The sequence below is a fragment of the Streptomyces sp. cf386 genome (assembly GCF_900103585.1).
GTDB lineage: Bacteria > Actinomycetota > Actinomycetes > Streptomycetales > Streptomycetaceae > Streptomyces.
This window is the reverse complement of the sequence record NZ_FNHV01000009.1, coordinates 287,130-300,184: the sequence shown is the minus strand read 5'-3', so window position 1 is coordinate 300,184 and position 13,055 is coordinate 287,130. Positions and strand designations below refer to the sequence as shown.

At 71.8% G+C, this 13,055-nt stretch carries 11 protein-coding genes; 7 read left to right on the top strand and 4 right to left on the bottom strand.

Features of this window, described 5'->3' with window-relative positions; genetic code table 11:
* Positions 1 to 130 precede the first annotated feature (130 nt).
* From BLU79_RS24535 to BLU79_RS24510, 6 genes are all read left to right on the top strand, one after another.
* On the top strand, positions 131 to 1,720 hold the full coding sequence (locus BLU79_RS24535) for an MFS transporter (protein ID WP_177001160.1): 1,590 nt from the start codon (positions 131 to 133) through the stop codon (positions 1,718 to 1,720).
* A gap of 86 nt (positions 1,721 to 1,806) precedes the next feature.
* Positions 1,807 to 2,436 carry a TetR/AcrR family transcriptional regulator gene (locus BLU79_RS24530; protein ID WP_093908022.1) on the top strand — a complete coding sequence of 210 codons (630 nt, stop codon included), beginning with the start codon at positions 1,807 to 1,809 and terminating at the stop codon, positions 2,434 to 2,436.
* Between the two features lie 298 nt (positions 2,437 to 2,734).
* The gene (locus tag BLU79_RS24525) at positions 2,735 to 3,706 is read left to right on the top strand and encodes an endonuclease/exonuclease/phosphatase family protein (RefSeq protein ID WP_371131934.1); all 972 of its coding nucleotides are present in this window, start codon (positions 2,735 to 2,737) and stop codon (positions 3,704 to 3,706) included.
* A gap of 97 nt (positions 3,707 to 3,803) precedes the next feature.
* Complete coding sequence (locus tag BLU79_RS24520; RefSeq protein ID WP_093908020.1) at positions 3,804 to 5,027, top strand: MFS transporter; 1,224 nt, start codon at positions 3,804 to 3,806, stop codon at positions 5,025 to 5,027.
* A gap of 128 nt (positions 5,028 to 5,155) precedes the next feature.
* Complete coding sequence (locus tag BLU79_RS24515) at positions 5,156 to 6,181, top strand: ATP-binding cassette domain-containing protein (RefSeq protein ID WP_177001159.1); 1,026 nt, start codon at positions 5,156 to 5,158, stop codon at positions 6,179 to 6,181.
* Complete coding sequence (locus BLU79_RS24510) at positions 6,178 to 7,008, top strand: ABC transporter permease (protein WP_093908019.1); 831 nt, start codon at positions 6,178 to 6,180, stop codon at positions 7,006 to 7,008. The genes BLU79_RS24515 and BLU79_RS24510 overlap by 4 nt, the downstream gene beginning before the upstream one ends.
* A gap of 17 nt (positions 7,009 to 7,025) precedes the next feature.
* Here BLU79_RS24510 and BLU79_RS24505 read toward each other — a convergent pair whose 3' ends face one another.
* Together BLU79_RS24505 and BLU79_RS24500 are read right to left on the bottom strand one after the other, a co-directional pair.
* Positions 7,026 to 10,400: an AfsR/SARP family transcriptional regulator gene (locus BLU79_RS24505; RefSeq protein ID WP_093908018.1), complete on the bottom strand. Its 3,375-nt coding sequence runs from the start codon at positions 10,398 to 10,400 to the stop codon at positions 7,026 to 7,028.
* Between the two features lie 69 nt (positions 10,401 to 10,469).
* Positions 10,470 to 11,138, bottom strand: coding sequence for a DUF6578 domain-containing protein (locus BLU79_RS24500; protein WP_093908017.1), 669 nt, complete (start codon positions 11,136 to 11,138; stop codon positions 10,470 to 10,472).
* 115 nt (positions 11,139 to 11,253) lie between these two features.
* Here BLU79_RS24500 and BLU79_RS24495 point away from each other — a divergent pair, with 115 nt between their 5' ends.
* Positions 11,254 to 12,054, top strand: coding sequence for a site-2 protease family protein (locus BLU79_RS24495; RefSeq protein ID WP_093908016.1), 801 nt, complete (start codon positions 11,254 to 11,256; stop codon positions 12,052 to 12,054).
* 22 nt (positions 12,055 to 12,076) lie between these two features.
* Here BLU79_RS24495 and BLU79_RS24490 read toward each other — a convergent pair whose 3' ends face one another.
* Together BLU79_RS24490 and npdG are read right to left on the bottom strand one after the other, a co-directional pair.
* Positions 12,077 to 12,262 (bottom strand): hypothetical protein, encoded by a 186-nt coding sequence (locus BLU79_RS24490; protein ID WP_093908015.1) that lies wholly within the window; start codon positions 12,260 to 12,262, stop codon positions 12,077 to 12,079.
* 53 nt (positions 12,263 to 12,315) lie between these two features.
* Complete coding sequence (npdG, locus tag BLU79_RS24485) at positions 12,316 to 13,041, bottom strand: NADPH-dependent F420 reductase (protein ID WP_093908014.1); 726 nt, start codon at positions 13,039 to 13,041, stop codon at positions 12,316 to 12,318.
* Positions 13,042 to 13,055: the final 14 nt, after the last annotated feature.

Sequence of the window (13,055 nt, the reverse complement as noted above, 5' to 3'; positions counted from 1 at the left end):
TCAGGGAGAACCAGGCCCCCCTGTGTGAGTTCCGCCCCGCCTCCGCCGCTTCCTCGCCCCCACGTAAGAGCTCGGTAAAAATTTACGATACGAGACGGTGCCGTATCGAAAAGGTTCTACGCTCGACGGCATGACTTCTCCCGTCCCTGACACCGGCCCCCGGATACCGGAAGCCGTGCACCGGCGCCGCTGGGCGATCCTCGGTGTGCTGATGCTCAGCCTGCTGATCGTCGTCCTCGACAACTCGATCCTGAACGTCGCGATCAAGACGATCTCGACCCCGGCGCCGACGGGCCTCGGCGCCACCCAGAGCGAGCTGGAGTGGGCGATCAACTCCTACACGCTCGTCTTCGCCGGTCTGCTGTTCAGCGCCGGTCTCCTCGGCGACCGGCTCGGCCGCAAGAAGGTGCTGCTCGGCGGGCTCGCGGTGTTCGGCATCGGCTCCGCGCTCGCCGCGTTCTCCGGTTCGCCGGGCGAGCTCATCGCTTTCCGTGCGGTGATGGGCCTCGGCGCCGCCTTCGTCATGCCGGCCACGCTCGCCGTCCTGATGAACGTCTTCGAGCGGGACGAGCAGCCCAAGGCCATCGGCATCTGGGCGGGCGGCGTCGGGCTCGCCATCGCCATCGGGCCCATCACCGGCGGCCTCCTCCTCGACCACTTCTGGTGGGGCTCGGTCTTCCTCATCAACGTGCCGATCGTGCTGATCGCGGTCGCGCTGATGGTGTGGCTGGTCCCGGACTCGCGCGACCCGAACCCCGGGCGCATCGATCCCGTCGGGGTCGTGCTGTCCGTGGTCGGCCTGGTCCTGCTGGTCTACGGCATCATCAAGGGCGGCCAGCTCGCCGACTTCACCGATCCGACGGTGCTCGCGACGATCGGGGCCGGGCTCGCCGTCCTCGTCGGCTTCGTCGTGTTCGAGAAGCGCAGCGACCATCCGTCCGTCGACGTCACGTACTTCAGGAACAAGGTCTTCTCGGCCGCGATCGGCGTCATCGCGCTGGTCTTCTTCGCCCTCATGGGCGTGACCTTCTTCTCGGTCTTCTACACCCAGAGCGTGCGCGGCTACTCGCCCCTGGAGACCGGTCTGCTGATGCTGCCGCTCGCCGCCGCGCAGATGATCTTCGCGCCGCGCGCCCGGCTCCTGGTCGACCGGTTCGGCAACCGGGCCACGACCACCGGCGCCATGCTGCTCATCGCCGCCACGCTGACCGCTTTCGCCACGTTCGAGGCGGACACGCCGATCTGGGTCCTGGAGGTCGTGTTCTTCCTGATGGGCGCCGCGATGGCGCACATCATGACGCCGCTCAGCGTCGTCATCATGCAGGCCCTGCCCCGCGAGAAGGCCGGCTCCGCCTCCGCCCTCAGCAACACCTTCCGGCAGGTCGGCGGCGCCCTCGGCATCGCCGTCCTGGGCTCGGTCATGTCGGCCACCTACCGGGGCGGCATCGAGGACCGGCTCACGGTGCTGCCGGAGGGCCTGCGGCACACGGCGGGCGAGTCCATCGAGGCCACGCTCGGCGTCGCCGACCGGCTCGGGCAGCGCGGCGAGGCCCTCGTCGGCCCGGCCCACGACGCCTTCCTGCACTCCATGCACGTCACGGCGTTGTGGGGAGCGGGCGTCGCGGTGCTCGGCGCGGTGGTCGTGGCGCTGTTCCTGCCGGGGCGGCCGACGGCGCCTCAGGAGGGTGAGGCACCGCGGGAGTTGGCGGCAGCGGAGTAGGAAACGCGCCGGGCCGGCGCCTCCTGCACCGCAGCCGCCGTGCACCAGGGAGAATCAGCACAGCCCATGGAAAGGACCGAATTCGAGTGAGCCTCGCCGACAGCCACCCCCGGCAGGACGGCCCCGTCAGGGGTCGCCCCCGCAGCGAGGCCGTGGAGCGGTCCATCATGGAGGGCATCCTCAAGCTGCTGGAGGACGGCGTGCCGCTCGCGGAGCTGTCCATCGAGCGGATCGCCCGGACCGCCGGCGTCGGCAAGGCCACCATCTACCGCCGCTGGAGCGGCAAGGAGGAGCTCTTCGTCGACGTCGTGCGCGCCGCCGAACCCCCGGACCCCGAACTGCCCGGCACCTCGGTGCGCGAGGATCTCGTGGCGCTCATGGAGCAGTTGCGCCGACGCGGCCTGATGACCCGTTCGTCGGTGCTGCTGCACAACGTCATCGCCCAGATGAAGAGCAGCCCGAAGATCTGGGACGCCTATCACGCGACCGTCGTCGAGCCACGGCGCAGGAAGCAGCACGCGATCCTGCGCCGGGGGCAGCAGAACGGCGAACTGCGCACGGACATCGACGTCGACGTGATGAACGACATGATCTTCGGCCCGATGCTGGTACGTGCCGTCATGCGCCCGGACGCCGACCTTCCGGAAGGGCTGGCGGAGCAGATGGTCGACGCCGTGCTCGACGGTCTACGGCCCGTCAGTTCGCCGACTCCGTAAGTTCGCGCACTCCGTAGATCGCATGTGCGCGTTACGTCACAGACCGCGCTTTCTCCCGCCGAGACCGGAACTCCTGCAGGCGACTTGTACGTCCTCGCCCCCGTACGGCCGTCATGAGTGCGGCAGAACGGAGCCGATCATCCCCTAGGGTTTCTTGTGGGCGCGTGGGGACGACGGTGTGCACGGCAGGTAGTGAGGCGACGGTATGGCGCAGCAGGCGTACGTGACGGAGACGGACAACGGCGGCTCGGGGCCCGAACGCCGGGAATCCGGGCTACGACGCCTGATGAACCGCTTGATGAAGAGCCGTTTCGTGGCGGGCTGGCGCGGCGACCGGCGCATCTGGCGGCGCGGCATCGTGCTGGCCGCCCTCGCGGTGATCCTCGCCCTGGTGATGCTGCTGCACGCGCACATCCCGAACGCCGTGGGCAACCTCGGCAGCCTCACCGAGACGTTCCTGCCCTGGCTGGGGCTGCTCATTCCGGTGCTGATCCTGCTGGCCCTGGTACGGAAGTCCGCGACCGCGCTCATCGCCGTGCTGCTCCCGGCGATCGTGTGGCTGAACCTCTTCGGCGGCCTCCTCGTGGACCGGACCGGCCCGGGCGGTGACCTCACGGTGGCCACACACAACGTCAACGCCGACAACCCCGATCCGGCCGGCACGGCCCGGGACGTGGCCGCGTCCGGCGCGGACGTGGTCGCCCTGGAGGAGCTGACGACCACGGCGGTCCCGACGTACCAGAAGGCGCTGGCGTCGACGTACAAGTACCACTCGGTGCAGGGCACCGTCGGGCTGTGGAGCAAGTACCCGCTGACCGGCGTCAAGGCCGTCGACATCAAGCTGGGCTGGACCCGGGCCATGCGGGCCGTGGTGAGCGCGCCGTCCGGGCAGGTCGCGGTGTACGTCGCCCATCTGCCGTCGGTGCGGGTGAAGATGGAGGCCGGGTTCACCGCCCGGCAGCGCGACAAGAGCGCCAACGCGCTGGGCGAGGCCATCGCCGACGAGCCGCTGGAGAGGGTGGTCCTGCTCGGCGACCTGAACGGCACGATGAACGACCGCGCGCTGCGGGCCGTCACCGCCCAGATGCGCTCCACGCAGGGCGCCTCGGGCAGCGGGTTCGGGTTCAGCTGGCCGGCGTCGTTCCCGATGGCGCGGATCGACCAGATCATGGTGAAGGGCGTCGAGCCGGAGAGCTCGTGGACGCTGCCGGAGACGGGGAGCGACCACCTTCCGGTGGCCGCCCGTGTGAAGGTCGACACGTCCTCGTAACCAGAGGGAATACCGGGGCCGAGCGTCTTTGTTCCGAAGCTGAACATAAACTTCGTACGGAACTCCGCTCTCTCCCCGGAAAGGCACGGCTGCTTTCATGCCCCTGGCCCTGCTCGCCCTCGCCGTCGGCGCCTTCGGCATCGGTACCACCGAGTTCGTGATGATGGGCCTCCTGCCCGAAGTCGCGAACGACCTGCACATATCCATCCCCAGCGCCGGGCATCTGGTCTCGGCCTATGCCCTCGGTGTCGTCATCGGCGCCCCGCTGCTGGCGGCCGTGACGGCGCGGATGCCCCGCCGTACGGTCCTGATCGCGCTGATGGCGCTGTTCGTGGCGGGCAACGCGGCGTCGGCCTTCGCGCCGGACAACTCCTGGCTGCTCGTGGCCCGCTTCGTGAGCGGCCTGCCGCACGGCGCCTTCTTCGGCGTCGGCGCGGTGGTCGCCACCAGCATGGTCGCGCCGGAGCGCAAGGCCCGGTCGGTGTCCCTGATGTTCCTCGGACTGACCGTCGCGAACGTCGCCGGCGTGCCGGTCGCCACGCTCATGGGCCAGCACCTGGGATGGCGGGCGACCTTCCTGGGCGTCAGCACGATCGGCCTGGCCGCGATCGCCTCGCTCGCACTGCTGATCCCGCACGACCGGGTGCCGGCGCCCTCCGCCGGGCTGCGGGGCGAGCTGGCCGCGCTGAAGTCCCTGCCGGTGTGGCTGGCCCTCGGTACGACGGTCGCGGGCTTCGGCGCGCTCTTCGCCGCGTACAGCTACGTCACGCCGATGCTGACCGACGCCGCCGGGTACGCCGACGCCAGCGTGACGCTGCTGCTGGCGCTGTTCGGCGTGGGCGCCACCATCGGCAACCTGCTGGGCGGCCGGCTGGCGGACCACGCGATGCGGGGGACCTTGTTCGGGGGCCTGCTCTCGCTGGCCGCCGTCCTGGCGCTGTTCCCGCTCCTGATGTCCACGGCGTGGAGCGCGGCCCTGGCGGTGACCCTGCTCGGCATGGCGGCGTTCGTGACCGGCTCCCCGCTCAACCTGATGGTGATGGAGAAGGCCTCCTCGGCCCCGTCCCTGGCCTCCTCCGCCAACCAGGCCGCCTTCAACCTCGCCAACGCGGGCGGCGCCTGGATCGGCGGCCTGGCCCTCGCCGCCGGGTTCGGCGTGACGTCTCCGGCGCTCGCCGGGGCCGCGCTGGCCGTGCTCGGGCTGGCGGTCGCCGGGGCCGCGTACGCGGTGGACCGGCGCCGGGTGGCCGCTCCGCGGGCCGGGCGGGAGCGGGTGGTCGCGGGGCATGTTCCGCAGCAGGCGGAGACGGTTCAGTACTGAGCTCCGCGCGTTCCACAACAACCCGAGGGGGCGCCCGGTGATCACCGGGCGCCCCTTTGTCGGTGGGCTGTAGGCCATGTCGGTGATCTGTCGGTCGTTTGTCGGTGGTCCCTGAGACCGTCGTCGACATGACGCGAATCGACATGAACCCCGACGGCGTGAGCAGCGCCGTGTCCGTGCGGGGGTTGGTCAAGCACTACGGCGAGACCAAGGCTCTGGACGGTGTTGATCTCACGGTGCGGGAGGGCACCGTCATGGGCGTGCTCGGGCCGAACGGCGCCGGGAAGACCACCCTCGTGCGGATCCTGTCCACGCTGCTGGCGCCGGACGCGGGGCAGGCCACCGTCGCCGGCTACGACGTCGTACGCCAGCCCCGGCAGCTGCGCAGGGTGATCGGGCTGACCGGGCAGTACGCCTCGGTCGACGAGAAGCTCCCCGGGTGGGAGAACCTGTACCTCATCGGACGGCTGCTGGACCTGCCCCGCAAGGACGCACGCGCGCGTGCCGACGAGCTGCTGGAGCGGTTCTCGCTGACCGAGGCGGCCAAGCGGCCGGCCAGCACCTACTCCGGCGGTATGCGGCGCCGGCTCGACCTGGCCGCCTCCATGATCGGGCGGCCCTCGGTGCTGTTCCTCGACGAGCCGACCACGGGTCTCGACCCCCGCACCCGCAACGAGGTGTGGGCCGAGGTCAAGGCCATGGTCGGGGACGGGGTGACGGTGCTGCTGACCACCCAGTACATGGAGGAGGCCGAGCAGCTCGCCTCCGAGCTGACGGTCGTCGACCGGGGCAAGGTCATCGCGGGCGGCGAGATCGAGGAGCTCAAGGCCAAGGTCGGCGGGCGGACCCTGCGCGTCCGGCCGACCGATGCCCTGCAGCTGCGGCCCCTCGCCGGATACCTGGACGAGCTCGGCATCACCGGGCTCGCCACCACCACCGTGGACACCGAGACCGGCACCCTGCTCGTCCCGATCCTCAGCGACGAGCAGCTCACCGCGATCGTCGGCGCGATTACCGCGCGCGGCGTCACGCTCGCCTCCATCAGCACCGAACTGCCCAGCCTGGACGAGGTGTTCCTGTCCCTCACCGGCCACCGTGCCAGTGCCCCGCAGGACGCCGTGCCCACCGACGACCGCGAGGAGGTCGCCGTATGAGCGCCACCACCACCGCAGCCGCGACCCCCGTCGCCGCAACCGACGACGCCCGCATTTCGCTGCGCGGGCATCTGCGGCACACGGGCGCCCTCGTCCGCCGCAATCTGCTGTGGATCCGCCAGGACCCGGAGTCGATGGCCGACGCGCTGTTGATGCCGGTCATCTTCACGCTGCTGTTCGTGTTCGTCTTCGGCGGCTCGATCGGGCAGGCGCTGGGCGGCGGGCAGGACCAGTATGTGCAGTACGTCATCCCGGGCATGATCGCGATGATGAGCATGACGCTCTCGCAGGGTGTCGGCACCGGGTTCAGCCAGGACTTCAACTCCGGTGTCATGGACCGGTTCCGGTCCCTGCCGATCGGGCGGGGCTCGGTGCTCTTCGCGAAGATCTCCGTCGAGCTGCTGCGGATGCTGTTCGCGACCGCCGTGCTGATGGTCGTCGCCGTCGCGGTCGGGTTCGAGATCAACAGCTGGCCCGGGCTGTTCGCGACCGTGGCCCTGTCCACGGCGTTCGCCTCGTCGATCATGTGGGTGTTCCTCACCCTGGGCGTGATCCTGAAGAACGCGCAGTCCGTGCAGGCCATGGGCTTCCTGGTGCTGTTCCCGCTCCAGTTCGGCTCGTCGATCTTCGCGCCGACGACCTCGATGCCGGGCTGGCTGCAGGGCTTCACCGACTACAACCCGCTGTCCACGCTCGCGGACGCCGCGCGCGGGTTGATGGTGGGCGGGCCCGTCGCGCACGACCTGTGGGTGACGCTCGGCTGGTCGGTGGCGATCACGGCGGTGATGGCGCCGGTCGCGATCCACAAGTTCCGCACGAAGAGCTGACGTTCTCCGACGGCGGGTCACACGAGGGCGGCGGCCTCCCGGGAGGAGAGGCCGCCGCCCTCCGCGTACGCCGCCTGGTACGCCGCGTCGCCGAGCAACTGGCGCGAGCGCTCCACCGCCCGGTCGTACACCTCACGCTCCTGGAGCGACGAGACGTGCCGGCTCGGCGACAGCGCGTCGGCGGCACCGAGACAGCGGGCTGCGTCGCGGGCCCGGCCGCCGCCGTCGACCCGGGCAAGGGCGAACGCGGCGGTGGTGAGATACGCGGAGCGCATCTGCGGGGCGATGGCCTCGGACAGCGGGTCCTCGGCACGGTCCAGGGCGATCTTGATCGTCTCCAGGGACTCCTGGTAGCGGCCGTCGGCCGCGTCCAGCCAGGCCTCCATACCGAGGATGAAGGCGTCGAAGATGATGAAGTGGGCGATCCTGAACTGCTCGCGCAGCAGCCGGATCTGCCGGCGCGCCTCGGGGATCCGACCGGTCAGACTGAGCCAGCCGGCCAGGACCAGCCGGGCGAACGGCATCGAATGGTCGTTCGGGCCGCTCGCCTGGTCGACGACCTCGCGCAGCAGGCTCTCGCCCCGCTCGGCCTCGCCCGACTCGATGAGGACGCTGCCGAGCCGGGCGGCGAGCACGCCCACCTGAGCGCGGGCGCCGAGACCTTCGGCACGTTCGATCGCCGCCTCGTAGTCGACGGCGGCCTCGCGGTAGTCGCCCCGACGCTCATGCCCCTCGGCTCGTGCGGCGAGCGCCTCCGCGGTGCCCCAGAGATCGCCGAGGCGGCGGTAGATCGCCAGCGCCTCGTCGGCGTCGGCGGTCGCGTCGCCCTCCCACTCGGTGCGGTTGGCGAGCAGGTTGGCCCGCATCTGCAGACTGGCGGCCAGGTCCCACTCGTATCCGGGCACACCCCGGCAGGTGTCGACGGCGGAATCGATGATCGTCCGCACCCGTGCCAGGTCGCCGGTGAGCAGGACGGCGTAGAACCAGAGGGAGCCGGGGAACCGGCAGCCCTGCGGGAGTCCGGGCCGGTACGTCTGGGCGATGGCGCGCAGCTTCCGCCCGCCCTCGGGGGTCTGCCAGCGGTCCAACTCCGTGTCCATGCAGGCCAGATGGACCAGGTGGACACCCCGCCGGGCCTCCGCGAGCAGCTCGCCGGTCCAGGGCGGCGGGGTCGCCGTGCAGCGCTCCCACAGCGGGACGGCGGGCCGGACGGGCTCGGCGAAGGGGTCGGGGCCCAGGTCCTGGACCTCCCGGCACCAGTTGCGGGCGAGGATGCGCTGGTCGCGCATCTGCCAGTGCCAGGCCATCGACAGCACCAGGCACATCGCCTCCTGCTCGTCGCGTACGGCGACGGCGTGGTGCAGGGCGGCGCGGATGTTCTCGCTCTCGCGCTCCAGCCGCTGGATGGCGGCGCGTTGGCGGGAGCCGCGCAGCAACGGTTCGGTGGTGCGGGCGAGTTCGCGGTAGTACGTCAGATGCGCGCGTTCGGCCTCCGCCCGCCGGCCGGTCTCGTCGAGCCGTTCGGCGGCGTACTCGGCGACGGTCTCCAGCAGCCGGTAGCGCATCTCGCCGTCCCCCGAAGGGGCCGCCACCACGAGGGACTTGTCGACGAGCGAGCCGAGCGCCTGAAGCGCGCCGGATCCGCACACGGCCTCGGCGGCGGCGAGATCGCAGCCGCCGGCGAACACGGACAGCCCGCGCAGCACGTCCCGTTCGTCCTCGTCCAGCAGCTCCCAGGACCAGTCGACGACCGCGCGCAGGGTCTGCTGGCGGGGCAGGACGGTACGGCTGCCGGAGGTGAGCAGGCAGAAGCGGTCGTCGAGCCGGTCGGCGATCTGGCGTGGCGTCAGCATGCGGAGCCGGGCGGCCGCGAGTTCGATGGCGAGGGGCAGGCCGTCGAGGCGCCGGCAGATCTCGGCGCTCGCCGCGGGGTCGTCGTCGATCCGGAACCCCGGCCTGGCGGCGGCTCCCCGGTCGGCGAGCAGCCGCAGCGCGACCGGCTCGGGCAGCGGGTCGACCGGGCGCAGCAACTCGCCCGGTACGCCGAGGGGTTCACGGCTCGTGGCCAGCACCGTCAGCGCCGGGCAACGCTCCAGCAGCTCCTCCACGAGGCGGGCGGCGGCCTCGACGACGTGCTCGCAGTTGTCGAGGATCAGCAGCATCCGGCGCCTGCCGCAGTGCTCGGCGAGCCGCTCGACGGGGTCGTCGTGCCGGTCCGACCCGGCCCGCATGGCCTCGGCCCCGGCGCCGTACAGCACGGTCTCCCGGGCGCCGACGGCGGTGAGCACGGCCTCCGGCACGGCCTGCGGATCGTCGACCGGCGCGAGCTCGGCCAGCCACACCCCGTCCGGGGCGGCGCCCCGCACCCGCTCGGCGGCCTCCTGCGAAAGCCGTGTCTTACCGGCGCCGCCGGGGCCCAGCAGGGTCACCAGGCGGGCGGTGGCCAGGTCGCCGCGGATGGCATCGATGTCCGCTTCCCGGCCGACGAAGGAGGTGAGACGGGCCCGGAGGTTGCCGGCGGGTCGGAGGGGGGCGGGGTCTGTGGGGTGAAGGGTGCCGGGCAGGTCGGCGGCGGGGGTCGTGCGAGGGGCGAGGCCGGTGGCGGAGGGAACGGCGGGGGGAACGGCGGGGTCGGTCGCCCTGCGGGACGTGCCCGCACCCGCCCCGGGCCGGAGCAACTCCCCGTGCAGCGCCCGCAGTTCGGGCCCCGGGTCGGAACCCAGCCGGTCCGCCAGGAGTCGTCGTACGTCCTCGTAGGCGGCCAGCGCCTCAGCCGTGCGGCCCGCGTCGCGCAGGGCGCGCAGGCGCAGGGACTGGAGGGGCTCGTCGAGGGGGTGGGTGTCGCACAGGGCGGTCAGCTCGGGCAGGGACTGCTCGGCGTGGCCGAGGGCCAGGGCGGCGGTGTGGCGGGCGCGCAGGGCGTCGAGGCGCAGGGTTTCCTGGCGGGCCGCGTCGGCTACGCGGTCGGGGAGGTCGGCGAGGGCGGGGCCGTGCCACAGGGCGAGGGCGTCGTCGAGGACGACGACGGCCTTGGCGGGGTCACCGTCGGCCAGCGCGCGCGTGCCCTCGCCGGCGAGGCGCTCGAAGCGGTGCAGGTCGATGTCGTCGGGCGCGGCGGCGAGACGGTACCCGCCCTCGGTCGAGAGCACCGCGTCCGCGCCGAGCGCCCGCCGCAGCCGGCCGACGAGCGCCTGCAGCGCGCCCGGCGCGTCGGCGGGCGGATCGCCGTCCCACACCTCGTCGACCAGCAGAGTCGCGGCCACGGTACGGCCGCCCCGCAACGCCAGCACGGTCAGCAGGGCACGCAGCCGCGCACCGCCCACGGGAACAGGGGTGCCGTCGGGGCGGAGAGCCTGGGTGGTGCCGAGGATGCGATAGCGCACGGGGTCCATTGTCTCTGGTCGGGTCGGGGACAGTCACAGGGTTGTGTGGCGCGGCGCGCGAGGGGTGTACGGCGACTCTCAGTCCGGTTCGCGGACGGTGCTCAGGGTCTCCAGCAGCTCCGCGAGGGCGGCCGGCGGCAGGCCGGTCACGTCCCTGCCCGGTGTCGTGTGCGGGATGCCCCGGGCCTCGCGCACCGCGTGGGACAGCCAGGAGTCCGTGCCCGGTACCTCCAGGGTCACGATCACGCCCGCGTCGGCGTCCGCGAACCACTTCGGGCACTCCCACACCGACCGCAGCGACCGATCCCCGGCGACCGGCTCGCGCGTGTGCGAACCCGGCGCCGTCTCGGCCCAGCCCTGCCGCAGCACCTGGATCGCCCGCACCCGGCCCCGTGTCTCGGGCAGGTCGGGGTCCCCGTGGAACTCGGCCGTGAGGAGGCCGACGTGTCGGAGCCGGTCCCCCGGCCGCACCTCACCCAGCTCCTCCTCGGCGACGACGTCGACCGGATCCTCGTGCAGCGCGACCACGAGCCCGCTCTCCTCCCGCAGGACCCGCACCGCGCCCTCGTCCCCCGGCAGGTCCTCCACCGCACCGGCGATCCTGGTGAGCTGGTCGTGCCAGCCGCCGCCCAGTTCGCCGTCGGCGTCGCTCAGGAGCAGCGGCCAGCTCACCTCGTCGCCCACCTTGAACGGCGTACCGCAGCACCCCATCTGCCAGTCCGCGTAGAACACATGCCAAAGCCCCATGCCCCCACCCTCCCCGGAACCAACGTCCCACCGCGAGACGTTTTCCCCGTACGCCCGGTACGGTCGGGCAGTCCCCAAGCGGTCCCCGCCCATGCACGAGAGTCCAGGGAGCCCCATGACCACCGCCCTCACCCGCCGGAGCGACCGGCGGATCAGCCCCGTCTTCGTGGGCATCCTGGCCGTCACGGCGGTGACCGGCTGGGCCACCTGGACCGGGTTCGCCGAGCAGCCCGGGCTGGCCGTGTTCCTGTTCGTGACCGCCGCCTGGATCGTGTCCCTGTGTCTGCACGAGTACGCACACGCGCGTACCGCCCTGCACAGCGGTGACATCTCGGTCGGTGCGAAGGGCTATCTCACGCTCAACCCGCTGAAGTACACCCACGCGCTGCTCAGCATCGTGCTGCCGGTCGTCTTCGTGATCATGGGCGGTATCGGACTTCCCGGCGGTGCCGTCTTCATCGAGCGCGGCCGGATCCGGGGCCGCTGGCGGCACAGTCTGATCTCGGCGGCGGGCCCGCTGACCAACGTCCTCTTCGCCGTGGTGTGCACCGCGCCGTTCTGGCTGGACGCGCTGGACGGTGTCCCGGCGCACTTCCGCTTCGCGCTCGCCTTCCTCGCCCTGCTCCAGGTGACGGCCGCGATCCTGAACTTCCTGCCGGTCCCGGGTCTGGACGGCTACGGCGTCATCGAGCCCTGGCTGTCGCAGAGCATCAAGCGGCAGGTGGAGCCGTTCGCCCCGTTCGGCCTGCTGTTCGTGTTCGCGCTGCTGTGGGTGCCGTCGATCAACGGCGCGTTCTTCGACATGGTCGACGCCGCGCTGCGCGGCCTCGGGATCAGCGACCTGGAGACGTACTGCGGCTACGACCTGTTCCGCTTCTGGCGGGACACGAACGAGTTCTGCACGGTCGGCTCATGACCTCGATCGACTCGTGCCTCGATCAGCCGGTGACGGAGTCCCGCCGGGCGTCCCTGCCGGTCTTGACGTAGTACCAGGTCATGTTCGACGACAGCCCCGCCAGCAGCACCCACACGATGCCGAGCCAGCTGCCCTGCACGAAGGAGACCACGGCCGCGGCCACGGCCAGCACACAGACGATCAGGGCATAGACACCAAGGCGGGGCATGTCGGTCGGCTCCTTCGGGGGACACTGCTACCCGACCAGTGTCCCCCATCGCCTCAGACGTCCGTGACGCGGAGCCCCGCGTGTGCCTTGTACCGCCGGTTCACCGAGATCAGGTTCGCGACCAGCGACTCCACCTGGTGGGCGTTGCGCAGCCGCCCCGAGAAGATGCCGCGCATGCCCGGGATACGGCCGGCCAGCGCCTGGACGATCTCGACGTCCGCCCGCTCCTCGCCGAGGACCATCACATCGGTGTCGATCTCGGCGATCTCCGGGTCCTGCAGCAGCACCGCCGACAGATGGTGGAAGGCGGCCGTCACCCGCGAGTCCGGCAGCAGGACGGCGGCCTGCTCGGCGGCGCTGCCCTCCTCCGGCTTGAGCGCGTAGGCGCCCTTCTTGTCGAAGCCGAGCGGGTTGACGCAGTCGACGACCAGCTTGCCGGCCAGCTCCTCGCGCAGGGACTCCAGCGTCTTGCCGTGCCCCTCCCACGGCACGGCGACGATCACGATGTCGCTGCGCCGCGCGCACTCGGCGTTGTCGGCGCCCTCGACACCGTGCCCGAGCTCGTCGGCGGCGGCCTGGGCACGCTCGGCGGCCCGCGAGCCGATGATCACCTTCTGGCCGGCCCGGGCGAGCCGGTAGGCGAGGCCCTTGCCCTGCGGCCCGGTCCCGCCGAGCACGCCGACGACGAGCCCGGAGACGTCAGGGAGATCCCAGGGGTCCTTGGCCGGGGCCTTGGCGGGGGCGTCGGTGGGCTGCTGTGCACTGTCGGTAGAGGTCATGGGCCGACTTTACG

Excerpts from the sequence above, each read along its gene's own strand:
- BLU79_RS24535 (WP_177001160.1), top strand. The coding sequence starts at position 131 with ATGACTTCTCCCGTCCCTGACACCGGCCCCCGGATACCGGAAGCCGTG.
- BLU79_RS24495 (WP_093908016.1), top strand. The coding sequence starts at position 11,254 with ATGACCACCGCCCTCACCCGCCGGAGCGACCGGCGGATCAGCCCCGTC.
- BLU79_RS24500 (WP_093908017.1), bottom strand. The coding sequence starts at position 11,138 with ATGGGGCTTTGGCATGTGTTCTACGCGGACTGGCAGATGGGGTGCTGC.
- BLU79_RS24525 (WP_371131934.1), top strand. The coding sequence starts at position 2,735 with ATGAAGAGCCGTTTCGTGGCGGGCTGGCGCGGCGACCGGCGCATCTGG.
- BLU79_RS24505 (WP_093908018.1), bottom strand. The coding sequence starts at position 10,400 with ATGGACCCCGTGCGCTATCGCATCCTCGGCACCACCCAGGCTCTCCGC.
- BLU79_RS24510 (WP_093908019.1), top strand. The coding sequence starts at position 6,178 with ATGAGCGCCACCACCACCGCAGCCGCGACCCCCGTCGCCGCAACCGAC.
- BLU79_RS24515 (WP_177001159.1), top strand. The coding sequence starts at position 5,156 with ATGACGCGAATCGACATGAACCCCGACGGCGTGAGCAGCGCCGTGTCC.
- BLU79_RS24520 (WP_093908020.1), top strand. The coding sequence starts at position 3,804 with ATGCCCCTGGCCCTGCTCGCCCTCGCCGTCGGCGCCTTCGGCATCGGT.
- npdG (WP_093908014.1), bottom strand. The coding sequence starts at position 13,041 with ATGACCTCTACCGACAGTGCACAGCAGCCCACCGACGCCCCCGCCAAG.
- BLU79_RS24490 (WP_093908015.1), bottom strand. The coding sequence starts at position 12,262 with ATGCCCCGCCTTGGTGTCTATGCCCTGATCGTCTGTGTGCTGGCCGTG.